Below are 19,654 nucleotides of genomic sequence, written 5' to 3' on the forward strand. Positions count from 1 at the left end.
GCCTTCCTCAACTGGTCGTCGTAGCGGAGGCGTTGGTCGTCGCCAGGGCCCGGTCCGGGCTGCCGGACCGGACGGCGGTCCCGGGCATCTCCACGGCCGGATTGCCACCCCACCGCGCGTCCGGGGGCACTTCCTCGCCCTTCATCAGGAAGGAGTCGGCCACCAGCAACGAGCCCTCGCCCAGGGTCACGCCGTAGTGCACGTGGGCGGCGACGCCGAGCGTGGTGCGGGCGCCGAGCGCGGTGCCGGCCGACTTGAAGGTGCCGTCCTCCTGCGAGTGGCACTGGATCTTGCACCCCATGTTGAGGGTGCACTCGTCGCCGACGGTGGCCAGCGTGCGATCGGTGATGTAGCAGCCGTCGTCGAAGACCATCCGGCCCATGCGCACCCCCATCAGCCGCCACACGAGGCTTTTGTAGGGAGTTCCGTTGAACAGGTTGAGGAACTGGGTGGGGACCTTCCACAGCCGCTCGTGCCGCCAGAAGGCCCGGTCGTAGATGGAGCACAGCTGGGGCCGCAGGGCGCGGAACGACGTCAGACAGCGCTCCACCAGGACGTAGTAGGCGGTGGACAGGGCGAGGGTGATCGCCACGTAGCCGCCGATCACCACGTGCCCGACCACGCCGTACAGGTCCACGGAGGTGAGGGCCAGCAGGGTGAGCAGGAAGACGTGCAGCCAGCGCACGGTGAGCATCAGGGCCATCGAGCGCAGGTTGAAGCGGTTCTTCGCGCGCAGCCGGCCGCGCAGTTCGTCGCCCGTGCGCAGGTGGTCGAACCGGGCGTCGCGCTCCACCGAGCGCGGGATCTCGAAGCAGGGCGAGCCGAGCAGCCCCACGCCCTCCCGGACCTCGCCGTCCAGGGGGACCATCACCTTGGTCGCCAGCAGGCAGTTCTCCCCCGTCCTGCCGCCGACGGGGTAGGCGATGTTGTTGCCCAGGAAGTTGCGTGCCCCGATGGACACGCGGGACAGCCGGAACGACGTACCCGAGTACTCCGCGTTCACCACCGAGAGCCCGTCGGCCACCATCGTGCCGGTGCCCACGGTGACCAGCAGCGGGGTCTCGTGCTGCACCTCGGTGCCGAAGTTCGACCCGGTCTGCTCGACCTGGGAGAGGTCGTACCCGAGGCCGCGCAGGTAGTTCACGACGTACGAGCTGTCACCGAAGAGCCAGCCGAAGAACTTGATGTTCGTCATGCGGGTCGTGGCGCGGTGCAGCGCGTAGTGGACGCCGTAGAGCGGATAGACCCGGTCGGGCTTCACGACCAGGCCGATCAGACGCGGGAGGGTGCGCAGGGCCACCATGCCGAGGACCAGGAATCCGGCGAACGCGACGAGGGAGAGGACCAGCGCGTCGTCGATCAGCTCCGGGCGCGACAGCGCCGCCGTCTGCGGGTCGAGCCGCTTGCCGATCGCCGGTACCTCGGTGAACAGGATGTACACCCCGCCGAGGGTCAGCGGAATGTAGAGGAAGAACAGCTGCAGAAGCGTGCCCAGCCCGTACCGGAACCGGCGCCCGGTGCCGCAGCGGGTGGGTGCCACCCGCACGTAGTCGACCGGCGTCGGCTCCGCGGGGGAGCCGTGCCAGTGCTCACCGTCGGGGATCACCTGGCCGCGGTGCAGCGACGAGGAGTGGCCGAGCTGCGCGCCGTCGCCCATCGTGGTGCCGATGTCCAGGACGGTCTTCTCGCCGACGAACACGTCGCGGCCGAGCGTGACCGGGCCGGTCTGGATGCGTCCCGCCTCCGCCCGGTAGCAGAGGAGGAAGGAGTCCTTGCGGATCAGCGTGCCGGCGCCGACGGTCAGCAGATCGGTGCAGACCGGGACGGAGCGGGAGAGGATCGTGACTCCCTTGCCGACCCGTGCGCCGAGGGCCCGCAGATAGAGCACATAGAGCGGCGTCCCGGTGAGAAAGACCATCGGATTCGCGTGCAGCAGCACCTTGACCAGCCAGAAGCGCGCATACGTCGGTCCCCAGACGGGGAATTCACGCTCTTTCCAGCGGCCGATCAGAATCCATTTCGCAGCGACCGGGAATGCACAGAGAGCGACGAAAGCGACGCTTCCGAACACGAGCGCCCGCAGATAGATGCTGCTCGCACCCGATCCGGCGGCGATCCACTCGTATCCGTACGCCGTGACATATCCGGAGACCAGGGAGTACACGAGGAATACGGCGAGCTGGAAAGTCCCGCAGAGGAAATGACCGAACCGGCCCACCGGGGTGAGCGGCACCGCCGGTGCCACCGGTACCGGCACGGGCGCCTCGGGGGCGGCGGGCTGGGCGTCGACCGGATCGGCCTCGACGAGCGCGGCGGCCAGCCGGCGGATCGTGGGATGCCGGTAGATGTCCCGCATGGAGGGGGAGGGCAGGTCGGCCCGCTTGCGTACCCGCGCGCAGAACTGGGCCATGACCAGGGAATTCGCGCCGAGGTCGGTGAAGAAGTCGCTGTCGAGCGCTACCCGGTCGGCGCCTGTGAGCTCGGCCAGCGCCGCCGCGAGTTCCTGCTCGGTGTCCGTTCCGGCCGGTGCCCGGTCGCTCATGGCGACAACGGGTTTACCCGACCCGGATATGGGGACCTCGGAGGACTGCTCCACCATTCGATCTCCTGACGTGTGGATCGCCAATGGCCCCGAGTGGACGGTTTGCTCCGATCACGTACCGCCACGTTCAGTCTGGCCAGGCAGACAGGAGGTTGCCACTTAGGGCAGCGCGCCGTTCCCCCGGAAAATCCTCCACGAGTCCGTATTCATAGGCCCCGCACAGGTTGAGCACGCCCTTCGTTTCACTCGAACGGCGGCCATTCGTGCGGGTCAGGCCGGTGGTGGCGAGCGGGCCGTGAGCCCGCCGGCGGAGGGTGCGTTTCGGCGCTGCTCCAATGCGGCGCGCCCGAAAAATTTCCGGGCACATCGAAGCGTCGCCGACGGCCCCGCCGGTGTTGGGCGCGAGGGGGCGAGCTCAGGTGGTCCGCCCTTGATCGGTCGGCAGCGCGGACGCCTCCGTCAAGGTGTCGATGCTCATTACCGGCAACCCCGAGCAACCCGATATGTCGGAAACTTGAAGTGGATCTTAACTTTTTTCTTACGTAGCATGCGCGCGTTGACCAACTTGTCAGGGACTCTTCACTGACTTCTCACCAAGGGGCTTGCATGCGGGGGCGCGTGTTGACGCGAAGACGTGGCCGAGTAATGGCTTTGGCACTGACGCTGGTGACGGCCGCGGGAGTCGTGCCGGCGGCCTCGGCGGCCGCACTCTCCGGAGCGGTCCCGCTCCGGACGGGCGAGGCCACCGGGAAGGGGAACGATCCGACGGCGTCGACGACCACGGACGAGGCTCTGGCCGAGGCCAGGAGAACCGGCCGGAGCGTCGAGGTGGACTCGCTCCGCTCCGAGAGCGCCGACGTGTACGCCACACCTGACGGAAATCTGGAGGCACGCGAGTATCTGCGTCCCGTCCGGACCCGGGTGGACGGCACGTGGAAGCCGGTCGACACCGACCTGGCCAGTACGTCTCACGGGACGGTGGCTCCCGGTGCCACCACGGTCGGCCTGGAGTTCTCCGCCGGCGGAGACGCCCCACTGGTGCGTATGGAGAAGGCGGGCCGCGACCTGACCCTGTCCTGGCCGGGCAAGCTGCCCGCTCCGGTTCTCGACGGCGCGACCGCCACCTACGAGAACGTGCTCCCGGACGTCGACCTGCGGATGGGCGCTCAGGAGGACGGCTTCACCCAACTGCTCGTCGTCAAATCCGCCAAGGCGGCGGCGAGTGGGGAACTGGCCGAACTGCGCCTGAAGCTCTCCGCCGATGGCATGGACGTGCGGGAGACCGCACAGGGCGGCCTGGAAGCCGTCGACCAGGGGGCGAAGAACGCCGTGTTCGAGGCGCCCCGGCCGGTGATGTGGGACTCCAGTACCGGCCCCGCAGGCGACGGGGGCACCGCGAAGCAGTCCGCCACCGCCAAGCCGTCGGAGGCCCGGGCCGCTTCGGTGAGACCGGCCGCGGCGAAGTCGTCGTCGGGCGGCGCGAGTGCCGCCGGTCCGGCCGCGCCCGCGGGCACCGCCGCGCGCACGGCGTCGGCGGACGAGCCGGCCGCCGGTCCGGGCGACGAGCCCGCGGCGGGCGACTCGGCGAAGCTCGCCCCGGTCGCGGTGGACGTCCCCACGGGGGGCAAGGAACTCGTGCTGACCCCGGACACGGACGTGCTGAAGGGCAAGGACACCGTCTACCCGGTCTTCATCGACCCCCAGTGGTACTCGCCGCGAGCTTCGGCCTGGACGATGGTCTCCAAGTACTGGGCCTCGTCGCCGCAGTACAAGTTCAACGGCGAGGACAACGCGGGCCTCGGCTACTGCGGCTGGTACTACTGCAAGCCGTACGACACCAAGCGGCTCTTCTACCGCATCCCGGTCTCGAAGTTCGCGGGCAAGTCCATCCTCGAAGCCGAGTTCGTGGTCCGCAACGTCTGGTCGGCGTCCTGCAGCGCACGCAGCGTGGAGTTGTGGCGGACCAAGGACATCTCCTCGTCGACCACCTGGAACTCCCAGACGGCGAGCGGTTTCTGGATCGACAAGCTGAAGACGGACTCCTTCGCCTACGGCTTCGAGGGCTGCTCGGCCAAGGACGCCGAGTTCGACGTCAAGTCGGCGGTGCAGTCGGCGGCCGACGCCAAGTCCTCGACGATGACGTTCGGCATGCAGGCATCCAGCGAGACCGACATCTACGGCTGGAAGCGCTTCTCCGACAAGGCCTATCTGCGGGTGAAGTACAACCGCCCGCCCTCGCAGGTCAAGATGTCGCAGCTGACCATGGAGTACGGCGGCACCTGCAAGAAGCCGGCCGACGCCGCACGCGTGCGTAGCCTCGGCAAGATCTACGCCAACAACATCACCGATCCCGACGGCGACAACATAGCCGTGGAGTTCCAGGCGGGCTGGGACGCGGGCGACGGCAAGGGCAACATCGCCCACTGGAAGCCGGCGCGCACCGGCTACAAGAAGTCCGGCTCTGACTTCGCTATCGGCCTGCCCTCCTCCATACCGGAGAACAAGCAGATCAACTGGTACGTCCGCAGCTACGACGGCGCGCAGTACTCACCCTGGTCCAACGCCGGTGACCCGACGGGTTGCTACTTCACCTACGACACCAAGGTGCCCAAGGCTCCGTCGATCGTCTCGGGTGACTACCCGGCCTCCGATCCGGAGGACCCGGAGGACCCCTGGTACGACGGAGTGGGCCAGTACGGTTCGTTCACGCTGAAGGCCGCCGACACCGACGTCACGAAGTACTGGTTCGGCATCAACGGCGACCCGAGCTCCAAGAACACCATCACCACCGCGGCAGGCGCGGCCAAGGTCGCCCGGATGCTGCCAGCCAGGCCCGGCCTCAACTTCGTCACCGCCCGGGCGTTCGACACGGCGGGCAACGCCGGTGAGATCCGCACCTACCAGTTCCGCGTCAAGGCCGGACAGCCCGAACGCGCGGTCTGGCAGCTCGACGACGCCGCCGGATCCGACGCCGCCAAGGGACAGGCCCCCCAGCGCACCGCCGAACTCCGCGGCGGCCCCACCCCGCACGTCGAGGGCGCCAAGGGCACCGCGGTCTCCTTCGACGGCGTCGACGACTACGCGGTCACCGACATCCCCACCGTGGACACCTCCACCGGCTTCTCCGTCTCGGCGTGGGCGAAGCTGTCCACCGTGCCGGACCACGCCGCCATCATCGCGGCCCAGCCCGGCAACCACTCCCCGGGCTTCGAGCTCTACTACTCGGCGAGCTACAACCGCTGGGTGTTCAACCAGTACAGCGCGGACAGCCCCGACGCGAGCGTCGTGCGGGCCATGCCGGCCACCGCGGGCGGAGCCAAGGCCGGACAGTGGACCCACCTGGTGGGCACCTTCAGCGCGAGCAGTGACCAGCTGTGCCTGTACGTGAACGGCACCCTCGTCGGCACCACCACGTACACCTCGCCGTGGAACGCCCGACGCGGACTGCAGATCGGCGCCGGCTCCTACAGCGGCAAGCCCGACTCCTTCTTCCCCGGCGACATCGACGAGGTGCAGATCTTCGACAAGCCGCTCGCCGTCGGTGAGGTGACCCGGCTCTACGGCAAGGAGTCGATCATCTCCGGCCGGCCGGCCCGTGCGGTGTTCTCCATGGACGAAGCCGCCGACGCCACCCGGCTCACCGGCGTGGCCGAGGTACCGGATGCCAAGTTCTCCGGCGGTATGACCGCGGGCGCCCCGGGCATCGCCGGCAAGGCACTGACCCTGGACGGAACGGACGACTACGCCGGCACCGGCCGGCCGCTGCTGAACAACCAGCGCAGCTTCGCCGTCTCGGCCTGGGCGAAGCTGCCGAGGACCAAGCCGGACCACACCGCGATCATCGCCACCCAGACCGGTGAGCACAGACCGGGCATGGAGCTGTACTACAGCAAGGCATACGACCGCTGGGTGTTCAACCAGTACTCGGCCGACGCGGCGGGCGCCACCCCGATCCGCGCCATGCAGGCCGAGGGCCAGACCGCGTACGGCGACACCTGGACCCACCTGGTCGGCGTGCACGACACCGTCGCCGACAAGCTCATCCTCTACGTCAACGGCGTCGAGGCGGGTTCGACGGACATCGAGGCCGACTGGTACGCGGGCGGGGCGGTGCAGATCGGCGCCGGCAACTACGACGGCAAGCCCGACTCCTTCTTCCCCGGGCAGATCGACGACGTCCGCTTCTTCGACCGGCCCGTGTCGGCCGACGAGGTACGCCAGCTGTTCCAGCAGCGCCCGCTGCTCAACGCGCGCTGGAAGCTGGACACCGACAGCGGCTCCGCCTCGCCGGACGACGCCGGCCGTGCGCCCGCCCTCTCCCTGCAGGGCGGCGCGAAGATCGGCACCGGCTTCATGGACGGCGGCCTGGAACTCGACGGCAGCGCGGGCTACGCCAGCGCGCCGGCCGTACCGGTCGACACGAGCGCCAGCTTCACGGTGACCGCCTGGGCCCAGGCGGCCTCGACCCCCGCACAGAACGCGACGGTGGTCAGCGCAGAGGGCACCACCCAGAGTCCCTTCGCCGTGCGCTTCGTCCCCGATCCGGCGAATCCGGACGGCCTGGGCAGCTGGGAGCTGGCTCTGCCGAACAAGGACGGCACCGATGCCACGACCGTGCGCCTGGCCAGCACGGAGTTCAGCAGCGTGACCGACTGGAACCACCTGGCGCTGGTGTACGACGGCTTCGCCAAGCAGGCCCGCCTGTACGTCAACGGCATCCTCCAGGAGGTGCCGTGCGAGGACGCCGACGGTGACGGCCAGGCGGACAAGGCCTCCTGCCAGGACCTGATCGCCTGGGGCGAGAACGTCCTGACCACCAAGGCGGGCAAGTCGCTCCAGGTCGGCCGGACGAAGACCGGGAGCACGGCGGCCGAGTACTTCCCCGGCCTGATCGACGACGTCTGGTTCATCCAGGGCGCGCTCAACGACAGCCAGGTCGAGGAACTCGCCGGCTCCTGGTTCGACGTGCCCACCGAGGTCCCGGCCGGCAGCTGACGCCCGCCGGCAGGTGGGGTGCGCGGACCGCCGCGTACCCCACCGCCGGTGCCACTTTTCACATCCGCCCCTATCGCACGGCGATGCCGGTGTGCGACGACACGCGCACCGGCACGCCACTCAGCCATGGACGGCATCACGCATGAGACGCAAACCCCCACCACGCCTTTCCGCGACAGCGCTGCACCGGCCGGTCTCCCTGGTCATGTCCGCACTGCTGCTCGGCGGTCTGATCCAGGCCGCCGCCTCACCCGCCCAGGCGGCCTCCGGACACCCGCTGCCGGGCGTGCCCAAGGCCGACAAGCCGGTGCCCGGAGCGAACGGCCTCAAGGCCAAGCCCCGCACGCTGAGCAAGGGCCCGCGGACACCGTCGCAGCCGCCCAGGCGCTCCTGGCCGGAGCCCGGTACCGCCACGGTGGAGATACCCGGGCACGGCTCCGGCCGCGCCGGTGAGCTGCCGCTGCGCATCGCCCTGCCGAAGACGCGCAAGGGCGCCGCCACAGGCGCCGTCGAGGCCCGCCTGCAGAGCCGCGCCCAGGCCGAACGCGCCGGCGTCGACGGACTGCTGTTCACCCTCAAGGCCAAGGACCACCCCAAGAAGGCCCCCGTGGCCGGCTCGGGCAAGGCGGCCGCCACGCCCGGCTCGGGCAAGGTCGCCGTCACCGTCGACTACTCCGGCTTCGCCCAGGCATACGGCGGCGGCTACGCCGCACGGCTGCACCTGGTCGAACTGCCCGCCTGCGCCCTGACCACGCCCGCCAAGGACGCCTGCCGCAAGAGCACCCCGCTCGCCACGCGCAACGACGCCGGCAGCCGCACCCTGACCGCGAACGCGGTGAGCCTGCGTTCCTCGGCTGCGACCGTGCTGGCCGCCGAGGCGGAGACCGGGGGCGAGAAGGGCGACTTCAAGGCGACCTCCCTCTCGCCGTCGGCGACCTGGAGCACCCAGCTCAACACCGGTGACTTCACCTGGTCCTACGACATGCCGGTGCCGGACGTCCCCGGTGACCTCGCCCCCGAGGTCGGCCTGGACTACTCCTCGAGCTCGATCGACGGCCGCACCGGCGCCACCAACAACCAGGGCTCCTGGGCCGGCGACGGCTTCGAACTGTCGCCCGGCTTCATCGAGCGCCGCTACAAGCCGTGCGCCGACGACGGGGAGAAGAACGCCGACGGCAACAAGCCCGGCGACCTGTGCTGGGCCTACGACAACGCCTACCTCACCTTCAACGGCAAGGGCGGCGAACTCGTTCCCATCGGCAACGACGAGTTCAAGCTCCAGCAGGACGACGGCACCCGCGTCGCCCACCTGACCAGCACCGAACGAGGCAACGGCGACAACGACGGCGAGTACTGGCGGCTGACCACCCCCGACGGCACCCGCTACTACTTCGGCTACCACCGCCTGCCCGGCTGGGCCGACGGCAAGGAGACCACCGACTCGACGTGGACCGTGCCGGTCTTCGGCAACAACACGGGCGAGCCCTGCCACGCGAGCACCTTCGCCGACTCCTGGTGCCAGCAGGCATGGCGGTGGAACCTGGACTACGTGGTGGACACCCACAGCAACGCCATGGGCTACCACTACGCCAAGGAGACCAACTCCTACGGCCGCAACCTCAAGGCCGACGCCGACACGCCCTACACCCGCGGCGGCTACCTCCAGCGCATCGACTACGGCCTGCGCTCCTCGCGCATGTTCGCCGACAAGCCGCTGGCCCAGGTCGTCTTCGACAGCGCGGAGCGCTGCCTTCCCCAGGACGGCGTCACCTGCGCGGCCGACACCATCGACAGCAAGTCGTACTACTGGTACGACACGCCCTGGGACCTGAACTGCAAGGCCGGCACCAAATGCGACAGCGGCCGGCTGACGCCGTCGTTCTGGACCCGCAAGCGGCTGACCACGGTCACCACCCAGCTCCTGAAGTCCGACGGCTCCTACGGCAAGGCCGACTCCTGGCAGCTCACCCACCGCTGGGGCATGGCCGACACCGACTACCAGCTGCTGCTGGACAGCGTGCAGCACACCGGCCACACCGCCTCCCCGTCGATCACGCTGCCGAAGACCACCTTCGCCTACACCCAGCTGGCCAACCGGCTGGACCGCACCGGGGACGGCTACGCCCCGTTCATCAAGGCACGGCTGTCCACCGTCGCGGACGAGTCCGGCGGGCAGATCGACGTCAACTACTCGGCTCCGGCCTGCGACGCGGACGCGCTGCCGACCCCGGAGACCAACACCACCCGCTGCTTCCCCCAGTACATCGGTGGTGACAGCAGCGACGCCCCGGACCGCGAGTGGTTCAACAAGTACGTCGTCACCTCGGTGACGGCCACCGACCGTACCGGCGGCGCCCCGGACCAGGTCGCCGCCTACGACTACCTCGACGGTGCCGCCTGGCACTTCGACGACGACGGGCTGACCAAGGAGAAGTACAAGACCTGGTCGCAGTGGCGCGGTTACGGTCACGTGCGCGTCCAGACCGGCGGGCAGGGCGGCGCCGCCGCCATGAAGACGCAGCAGGACCACTACTTCCTGCGCGGCATGGACGGCGACCGCAAGACGACGACGGGCGGGACCAAGTCCGTCACCGTCGCGCTCGGCGCCGGCGAGGGCGACGCGATCACCGACGACGAGGCGACCGCGGGCTTCGAGTACCGCACCCTCGTCTTCGACCGGCCCGGCGGCAAGGTACTGCAGAAGACCGTGAACCGGCCCTGGCACCACGAGACGGCCAAGAAGGTCCGCGACTGGGGCACGGTCACCGCCGACTTCACCGGCACCGCCGAGACGAAGGCCTACACCTCCCTGGACGACGGCGCCGGCGACAAGTGGCGCACCACCACCAGCTCGACCAGCTACGACAGCGTCGCCGGCCGGCCCATCCGTGAGGAGGACCTCGGCGACACCTCCACGGCGGACGACGACCAGTGCACCCGTACGACCTACGCCACCAACACCGACAAGAACATCCTGCTGCTGCCCTCCCGGGTCGAGACCGTCGCCAAGGCGTGTGACGCCACCGTCGACCGGACCAAGGACGTCATCGACGACGTCCGTACCGCCTACGACGGCGGCGCCTACGGCGCGGCGCCGACCAAGGGCGACCCGACGGCCACGTCCCCGCTCAAGAGCGACAGCGGCACGAAGGCGACGTACCTGGAGGCCGGTGCCACCTACGACGACTACGGTCGCGAACTCACCGCCACCGATCTGGCGGCCGATGTGACCGTGACCGGCACCGGCGATCCCGTGCGCACCGCCCGGACCGACGGCCGTACCACCACCACGACCTACCTCCCGGCCACCGGCCTGCCCACCCAGACCAAGACGACCACGCCTCCCGCCGATCCGAACACCCCGGCGAGCGCGCAGACCACCGTCAAGGACCTGGACCCGCTGCGCGGGCTGCTGCTGAAGCAGACCGACACCAACAACAACGTCACCAACTACGCCTACGACGCCCTCGGCCGTTCCACCAAGGTGTGGCTCGCGGACCGCGCCACGACCGGCGTGCCGACCTACGAGTACGCCTACTCGGTCGCCGAGGGCAAGCCCGTCACGGTGGCCACCAAGCTGCTGAACAACGAGGGCGGCCAGATCACGTCGTACAAGCTGTACGACGGCTTCCTGCGCGAGCGGCAGTCCCAGGCTCCCGGCCCGGACGGCGGCCGGATCATCTCCGACGTCTTCTACGACGAGCGCGGCCTGACCACCAAGACCTTCGCCCCCTACTACGCCGACGGCGGCCCCGTCGCCGAGCTGTTCAAGCCCGCCGACGCGCTGGGCGTCGAGACCCAGACCCGCACCTCCTACGACGGCCTCGGCCGTCAGACCGAGGAGCGGCAGATCGCCGGCAACGGCGACGGCGGCACGGTCCTGTCCACCAAGAAGACGATCTACGGCGGCGACCGCACCACCCTGATACCTCCGGTGGGCGACACCACCGTCACCTCCCTGGTCGACGCGCGCGGCAACATCACCGAACTGCGCCAGCACCACACCCGCGACCCCGAGTCCGCCTACGACACCACCACCTACGACCACACCCCGTCGGGTGACCTGCTGAAGGTCACCGACCCGGCCGGCAACAGCTGGAGCTACACCTACGACCAGCTCGGCCACCAGACGTCCTTCAGCGACCCGGACCGGGGCCGCACCGACACCAAGTACGACGACCACGGTCAGGTGATCTCCAGCACCGACCAGCGCGGCACCACCCTGTTCAGCACCTACGACGGACTGGGCCGCAAGACCGAGCTGCGCGAGGGCTCCGCCACCGGCAAGCTGCGGGTCAAGTGGACGTACGACACCGTCTCCGGTGCCAAGGGCCAGCTCGCCGAGTCGATCCGGTACGTGGACGGCCAGGCGTACACCACCGCGGTGACCGCCTACGACAAGCTGTACCGGCCCACGAAGACGGCGACCGTGATCCCCGCCGCCGAGGGCGCGCTGGCCGGCACCTACCAGTCCGGTACCGCCTACAAGCCCTCCGGCCTGGTCGCCTCGCTGAGCTATTCCGCCGCCGGCTCCCTGCCGGGCGGATCCGTCAACTACACCTACGAGGACCAGACCCTTCGGCCGATCTCCGTCTACGGCCAGGGCATGACCTCGACCGCCACCTACAGCCAGACCGGCAAGCCGCTGGTGTACAGCTTCGGTCTGACCAGCGGCGGGAAGAAGACGCAGGTCACCAACACCTACGAGTTCGGCACCCAGCGCCTGGCGACCACCCGCGTCGACCGCGAGGGACAGGCGGGCGTCGACCAGAACGTCACCTTCCGCTACGACGAGGCCGGCAACGTCCTCTCCCTGCGGGACGTCTCCCGTACCGGCACCGACAACCAGTGCTTCACCTACGACTACCTGCGCCGGCTGACGGAGGCGTGGACCCAGGGCGACCAGACCTGCGCCGACGCCCCTGCCGCGAGCAAGCTCGGCGGTCCGGCTCCGTACTGGCAGTCGTACACCTACGACAAGGCCGGCGACCGGCTGACCGACACCCGGCACGACATCGGAGGCGACACCGCCAAGGACGTCAAGCACACCTACGAATACCCGCCCGCGGGCGGACCCAAGGCGCACCAACTGTCGTCGCTGACCACGCGGGGACCGGCGGGAACCAGCCGGACCGACTACGTCTACGACGAGACCGGCAACACCACCGACCGAGGCAAGCAGCACCTGGACTGGGACGCCGAGGGGCTGCTGGCCAAGGTCACCGAACCCGTCGACGGCAAGCCGGCCAAGGTCACCGACTACCTGTACGACGCCAACGGCAACCGGCTCATCGACCGCACGGGCGACCGGACCACGCTGCACCTCGGGCACACCGACGTCACCCTCGACAAGGGCGCGACCAAGGCGAAGGCGACCCGCTACTTCGATCTCGGCAGCGGCCACCAGGCCGTCCGGGCCGACGACGGCAGCTTCTCCTTCACTCTGGCCGACCACCACGGCACCGGTCTGCTGGCCGTCGCCGCCACCGACCTGGCCCTCACCCAGCGCCGCGTCACGCCCTTCGGCGAGAGCCGGGGAACGGCACCGACCGCCTGGCCCGGGACCAAGGGCTTCGTCGGCGGCATCGACGAGAGCAAGGACACCGGCCTCACCCACCTGGGGGCCCGCGAGTACGACGCCCAGACCGGCCGGTTCCTCTCCGTGGACCCGATCATGGACCTGGCCGACCCGCAGCAGATGAACGGCTACACCTACGGCAACAACAACCCGCTGGTGTACGCCGACCCGGACGGGAAGTTCTTCGGCTTCCTGGAGATGTTCAAGCTGTTGAAGAAGACGATCGCGTACTTCCTCAACAAGGTTCCGAACAAGAACCCGGGCTTCATGCAGCGCCGTACTCCCGCGCCGGCGGTGAGCAACGGCAAGCTGCGCGGAGCGCTTCAGCAGATCTACCCGAAGGCGCAGGCCAAGCACGTCTTCGGTAACGGAAAGCTGTCCACGGCCCTCATCCACGAGTTCAACACGGGCAAGCCCCTGCCGTCCAAGACCCAGCTGCATCTGCAGAAGGGCTGGGAGACGATGAACGCCCTCTCGGAAATCCTGGAGAACGACCGCAAGGCCCGGGAGACGGGTAGGGACACCAAGAAGACCCCTCGGCTGTCCGACAGCGACCAGAAGGTGGCCAAGGCCGAGGCCCAGGAACTGTGGGACGCCCTGAACTCACGCGACGTCACCGGCAACATCAACAAGCGGATGAACGCCGACGCCGACATGAAGACCGCCGTCAAGACGAACTTCGACGAGGTGGCCAAGACACCCTCCGTGAAGGACCTCACGGGAACGGAGTTCCGACCGGTCAAGTACAAGAGCCCCGAGCCGATCGGCCAGCCGACCCGACTGCGCGGGTTCCCCAGGACCCTCGGAATCGTCGGTGGCGTCGTGACGGTCGCCCAGGCTCCGTCCTACGTCCGCGAGTACGGCTGGAAGGAGGGCGCGTGGGAGATGCTCAAGGACACCGTGGACCCGTTCGGGTTCCACGAGGCGCTGGAACCGAGCACGTCCGAGAACTGGGCCTGACTGGCGGCCCGGGATGCTGAGCGGGACAATGAGCCCCCTCAGCCGTGCTCGGCCATGAGGACGGGGCCCGCCGTGCACCTCGCACGGCGGGCCCCGGGTCCATGACCGCACCTATCCGACAGGAAGACATGAGCGACCTACCCGCCGACGGGAGCCGGCCCGAAATCGCCACCGAGGAGATCCCCTCGCTGCTGCTGCGAATGATCCCGGAATCCGCCGACTCGATCGCCGAGACGTACGACCGTCCCGCGGAAACGGCCGTGGTGACCGAGGACGCGTGGGTGCGGCTGTACAAGCTGCTGGCCGAGTGCTTCACGACGCCCGTGCTGATGCCCGAGTTGGAGAGCGCCAGCCCCGACGCCGAGCTGCTCGGCCGCTGCTGGGACTTCGTGGAAACCATCGTCGCCCACCCGAGTGAGCATGTGAGCGGCGCCGTCTACTTCGAGGTGCTCGAACAGCTCCTGAACGCCGAAGGGCTGGTCGAGGCCGCCTGGCCCTACATGAAGGAGCGGACGCGGGCGCACACCCTGCAGATGCTGGACGGCTACGACGTACGCCTGCCCGGCATCAACCGGCGCTGAGACGAGAACTTCCGGAACAGGAACGCCGCCGCACCCCGTCGTGACCGTCGCAGGCCGAACGGAGTGCGGCGGCATCCGTGCGTCAGATGTCCCGGAAGATCTCGATCTGCGCGCCGACCGAGTTCAGGCGTTCGGCGAGGTCCTCGTAGCCCCGGTTGATGACGTAGACGTTGCGCAGCACCGACGTGCCCTCGGCCGCCATCATCGCCAGCAGGACGACCACCGCGGGACGCAGGGCCGGCGGGCACATCATCTCGGCGGCGCGCCAGCGGGTCGGGCCCTCGACCAGCACCCGGTGCGGGTCCAGGAGCTGGAGCCGGCCGCCGAGGCGGTTGAGGTCGGTCAGGTAGATCGCGCGGTTGTCGTAGACCCAGTCGTGGATGAGGGTCTGGCCCGAGGCGACCGCCGCGATGGCCGCGAAGAACGGGACGTTGTCGATGTTCAGGCCCGGGAACGGCATCGGGTGGATCTTGTCGATCGGCGCCTCCAGCTTGGAGGGCCGGACCGTGAGGTCGATCAGCCGCGTGCGGCCGTTGTCCGCGAAGTACTCGGCGCTGCGGTCGTGGTCGAGGCCCATCTCCTCCAGGACCGCGAGCTCGATCTCCAGGAACTCGATCGGCACCCGCCGCACCGTCAGCTCGGACTCGGTCACCACGGCGGCGGCCAGCAGGCTCATCGCCTCGACCGGGTCCTCGGAGGGGGAGTAGTCGACGTCGACGTCGATGTTCGGCACGCCGTGCACGGTGAGCGTGGTGGTGCCGATGCCCTCGACCCGGACGCCGAGCGCCTCCAGGAAGAAGCAGAGGTCCTGGACCATGTAGTTGGAGGAGGCGTTGCGGATGACGGTCACGCCGTCGTGCCGGGCGGCGGCCAGCAGCGCGTTCTCGGTCACCGTGTCGCCGCGCTCGGTCAGCACGATCGGCCGGTCGGGGCGGACCTTGCGGTCCACCTGGGCGTGGTACTGGCCCTCGGTGGCCGCGATGTCGAGGCCGAACCGGCGCAGCGCGATCATGTGCGGCTCGATGGTCCGCGTGCCCAGGTCGCAGCCGCCGGCGTAGGGCAGCTTGAAGTGGTCCATGCGGTGCAGCAGCGGGCCGAGGAACATGATGATGGACCGGGTCCGCACCGCCGCGTCCGCGTCGATCGCGGTCATGTCCAGCTCGGCGGGCGGCACCAGTTCCAGGTCGACGCCGTCGTTGATCCAGCGGGTGCGCACGCCGATGGAGTTCAGTACCTCCAGAAGGCGGTACACCTCCTCGATGCGCGCGACCCGCCGCAGCACCGTGCGGCCCTTGTTCAGCAGCGAGCCGCACAGCAGGGCGACGCAGGCGTTCTTGCTGGTCTTCACGTCGATGGCGCCGGACAGCCGGCGGCCGCCGACGACTCGCAGATGCATCGGACCCGCGTAGCCCAGCGACACGATCTCGCTGTCCAGGGCCTCACCGATACGGGCGATCATCTCAAGGCTGATGTTCTGGTTCCCGCGCTCGATGCGGTTGACCGCGCTCTGGCTGGTACCGAGCGCCTCCGCGAGCTGGGCCTGCGTCCAGCCACGGTGTTGCCGGGCGTCACGGATGAGCTTGCCGATGCGTACGAGGTAATCGTCTGCCATGGGGTTGAGGTTATCTCAGATATGAGATGGCGCCCGTTGGGGGGTCCATTCGGGTGACGGCGTGTCAACGTCCCCTGGTCGTACGGGTCCGACGCCACCCGAAAGGTCCGGGCAAATCCACCGATGTCGTACGTCGTCCGGTGCTGCTGTGGGTGTGGCGCGGGCCGTTCCCGCCGCCGGTCGTGATGGACCAGGAGTGCCGGTTGATGTTCAGCCGGACCCCGGGGAGTATCCGGAAGCTCTTGCGGAAGGTGAGCGGCATGACCGCCTCCTCTGTCTGTCGGATCTGAGTGCCGCTCAGATCGGATACCCCGTGCGCGCGGACTGATGGGCGCCGTGTGGCGGTCCTGCGGGCGCCGGGCGCCGGGCGGGGGAGGCGGGTCGGGCCGGGGGTGCGGTACACCGGGGGGTTTGTCGCCCATGTGCCGGTCGGCGGCCCGGTGTGTGGCCTACGCCACCGGATGTCGGCATGCCGGGGCCCGTCCGGGCATGACCATCCAGCGGCCATGTACTAGAGTTATCTCGACATCGAGATATCTGCCGAGGCGCACCGCAGCCGCCACCCAAGTAAGGGTTACCTAACTTAGCCTTACCTTAGCGGATCGGCCAAGCCGGCGTGGCGGCAGGATTGACGGTGGTACGCGCACATCAATGAAGGAGACTGTCGTGTCGGCGAACAGCTTCGACGCCCGCAGCACGCTGCAGGTGGGCGACGAGTCGTACGAGATCTTCCGGCTGGACAAGGTGGAGGGCTCGGCCCGCCTGCCGTACAGCCTCAAGGTCCTGCTCGAGAACCTGCTCCGCACGGAGGACGGCGCGAACATCACCGCCGACCACATCCGTGCCCTCGGCGGCTGGGACTCGCAGGCCCAGCCCAGCCAGGAGATCCAGTTCACGCCGGCCCGCGTGATCATGCAGGACTTCACCGGCGTGCCCTGCGTCGTGGACCTCGCGACCATGCGTGAGGCCGTGAAGGAGCTCGGCGGCGACCCCGCCAAGATCAACCCGCTGGCCCCGGCCGAGCTGGTCATCGACCACTCCGTCATCGCCGACAAGTTCGGCACCCACGACGCCTTCAAGCAGAACGTCGAGCTGGAGTACGGCCGCAACAAGGAGCGCTACCAGTTCCTGCGCTGGGGCCAGACCGCCTTCGACGAGTTCAAGGTCGTCCCGCCCGGCACCGGCATCGTCCACCAGGTGAACATCGAGCACCTGGCGCGCACGGTCATGGTCCGCGGTGGCCAGGCCTACCCCGACACGCTGGTCGGCACCGACTCGCACACCACCATGGTCAACGGCCTCGGTGTGCTCGGCTGGGGCGTCGGCGGCATCGAGGCCGAGGCCGCCATGCTCGGCCAGCCGGTCTCCATGCTGATCCCGCGCGTCGTCGGCTTCAAGCTCACCGGTGAGCTGCGGCCCGGCACCACCGCCACCGACCTCGTGCTCACCATCACCGAGATGCTCCGCAAGCACGGTGTGGTCGGCAAGTTCGTCGAGTTCTACGGCGAGGGCGTCGCCGCCACCTCGCTCGCCAACCGCGCCACCATCGGCAACATGTCGCCGGAGTTCGGCTCCACCGCCGCGATCTTCCCGATCGACGACGAGACCCTGAACTACCTGCGCCTGACCGGCCGTTCGCAGCAGCAGGTCGCGCTCGTCGAGGCCTACGCCAAGGAGCAGGGCCTCTGGCTGGACCCGAAGGCCGAGCCGGACTTCTCCGAGAAGCTCGAGCTGGACCTGTCCACGGTCGTCCCCTCCATCGCCGGCCCGAAGCGCCCGCAGGACCGCATCGTCCTCGCGAACGCCGCCGAGCAGTTCAAGAGCGACGTCCGCAACTACGTCGACGTCGTGGACGAGGCGGGCCAGGAGTCCTTCCCGGCCTCCGACGCCCCGGCCGTCGCCCCGAACGGCGCGCCGAGCAACCCGGTGCAGGTCACCGCCCCCGACGGCACCACCTACGAGCTGGACCACGGTGCGGTGACGGTCGCGGCCATCACCTCCTGCACCAACACCTCCAACCCGTACGTCATGGTCGCCGCCGCCCTGGTGGCCAAGAAGGCGGTCGAGAAGGGCCTGACCCGCAAGCCGTGGGTCAAGACCACCCTCGCCCCGGGTTCGAAGGTCGTCACCGACTACTTCGAGAAGGCGGGCCTGACCCCCTACCTCGACAAGGTCGGCTTCAACCTCGTCGGCTACGGCTGCACCACCTGCATCGGCAACTCCGGCCCGCTGCCGGAGGAGGTCTCCAAGGCCGTCAACGACCACGACCTCGCGGTCACCTCGGTCCTCTCCGGCAACCGGAACTTCGAGGGCCGTATCAACCCCGACGTCAAGATGAACTACCTGGCGTCCCCGCCGCTGGTCGTCGCCTACGCCCTCGCGGGCTCCATGAAGGTCGACGTCACCCGTGACGCCCTGGGCACCGACCAGGACGGCAACCCGGTCTTCCTGAAGGACATCTGGCCCTCCGAGGCCGAGGTCAACGACGTCGTCGCCAACGCCATCGGCGAGGACATGTTCTCGAAGTCCTACAGCGACGTCTTCGCGGGCGACGCCCAGTGGCAGTCGCTCCCGGTCCCGACCGGCAACACCTTCGAGTGGGACACCGAGTCGACCTACGTCCGCAAGCCCCCGTACTTCGAGGGCATGGAGATGGAGCCGGCCCCGGTCAGCGACATCGCCGGCGCCCGCGTGCTCGCCAAGCTGGGCGACTCGGTCACCACCGACCACATCTCCCCGGCCGGTGCCATCAAGGCCGACACCCCCGCCGGCAAGTACCTCACCGAGCACGGTGTGGAGCGTCGTGACTTCAACAGCTACGGCTCGCGCCGCGGCAACCACGAGGTCATGATCCGCGGCACGTTCGCCAACATCCGCCTGCGCAACCAGATCGCGCCGGGCACCGAGGGCGGCTACACCCGCGACTTCACCCAGGCCGACGCGCCGGTGTCGTTCATCTACGACGCCTCGCGCAACTACATCGAGCAGGGCATCCCGCTGGTCGTCCTGGCCGGCAAGGAGTACGGCTCCGGCTCGTCCCGCGACTGGGCGGCCAAGGGCACCGCGCTGCTCGGCGTGAAGGCCGTCATCGCCGAGTCGTACGAGCGCATCCACCGCTCGAACCTCATCGGCATGGGCGTCCTGCCGCTGCAGTTCCCGGAGGGCCAGTCCGCCGCCTCCCTCGGCCTGACCGGCGAGGAGACCTTCTCCTTCACCGGCGTCGAGGAGCTCAACAACGGCACCACGCCGCGCACGGTCAAGGTCACCACCGACACCGGTGTCGACTTCGACGCGGTCGTCCGCATCGACACCCCCGGTGAGGCCGACTACTACCGCAACGGCGGCATCATGCAGTACGTGCTGCGCAGCCTGATCCGCAAGTAGCC

General features: G+C 69.1%; 7 protein-coding genes. 4 read left to right on the forward strand and 3 right to left on the reverse strand.

The window, feature by feature from the left end:
• Positions 1-7: 7 nt before the first annotated feature.
• Complete coding sequence (locus tag N8I86_RS28730) at positions 8-2,599, reverse strand: Pls/PosA family non-ribosomal peptide synthetase (RefSeq protein ID WP_404830838.1); 2,592 nt, start codon at positions 2,597-2,599, stop codon at positions 8-10.
• A 588-nt stretch (positions 2,600-3,187) separates the two neighbouring features.
• Here N8I86_RS28730 and N8I86_RS28735 point away from each other — a divergent pair.
• The 3 genes from N8I86_RS28735 (at position 3,188) to N8I86_RS28745 (ending at position 14,656) form a co-directional block, all read left to right on the forward strand.
• The gene (locus tag N8I86_RS28735) at positions 3,188-7,537 is read left to right on the forward strand and encodes a LamG-like jellyroll fold domain-containing protein (RefSeq protein ID WP_263279031.1); all 4,350 of its coding nucleotides are present in this window, start codon (positions 3,188-3,190) and stop codon (positions 7,535-7,537) included.
• Between the two features lie 142 nt (positions 7,538-7,679).
• Positions 7,680-14,075 carry an RHS repeat-associated core domain-containing protein gene (locus tag N8I86_RS28740; RefSeq protein ID WP_263279032.1) on the forward strand — a complete coding sequence of 2,132 codons (6,396 nt, stop codon included), beginning with the start codon at positions 7,680-7,682 and terminating at the stop codon, positions 14,073-14,075.
• A gap of 128 nt (positions 14,076-14,203) precedes the next feature.
• Positions 14,204-14,656: a hypothetical protein gene (locus N8I86_RS28745; protein WP_263279033.1), complete on the forward strand. Its 453-nt coding sequence runs from the start codon at positions 14,204-14,206 to the stop codon at positions 14,654-14,656.
• An 82-nt stretch (positions 14,657-14,738) separates the two neighbouring features.
• On the opposite strand, the gene N8I86_RS28750 is transcribed toward N8I86_RS28745, so the two are convergent.
• Positions 14,739-16,268 (reverse strand): helix-turn-helix domain-containing protein, encoded by a 1,530-nt coding sequence (locus N8I86_RS28750; protein WP_073897490.1) that lies wholly within the window; start codon positions 16,266-16,268, stop codon positions 14,739-14,741.
• Between the two features lie 64 nt (positions 16,269-16,332).
• Positions 16,333-16,530 carry a DUF4236 domain-containing protein gene (locus N8I86_RS28755; RefSeq protein ID WP_263279034.1) on the reverse strand — a complete coding sequence of 66 codons (198 nt, stop codon included), beginning with the start codon at positions 16,528-16,530 and terminating at the stop codon, positions 16,333-16,335.
• A gap of 404 nt (positions 16,531-16,934) precedes the next feature.
• Here N8I86_RS28755 and acnA point away from each other — a divergent pair, with 404 nt between their 5' ends.
• Entirely contained in the window at positions 16,935-19,652 is a 2,718-nt protein-coding gene (acnA, locus tag N8I86_RS28760) for an aconitate hydratase AcnA (protein ID WP_073897881.1), read from the forward strand.
• Positions 19,653-19,654 lie beyond the last annotated feature (2 nt).

The sequence above is a fragment of the Streptomyces albidicamelliae genome, from assembly GCF_025642175.1.
Classification (GTDB): domain Bacteria; phylum Actinomycetota; class Actinomycetes; order Streptomycetales; family Streptomycetaceae; genus Streptomyces; species Streptomyces albidocamelliae.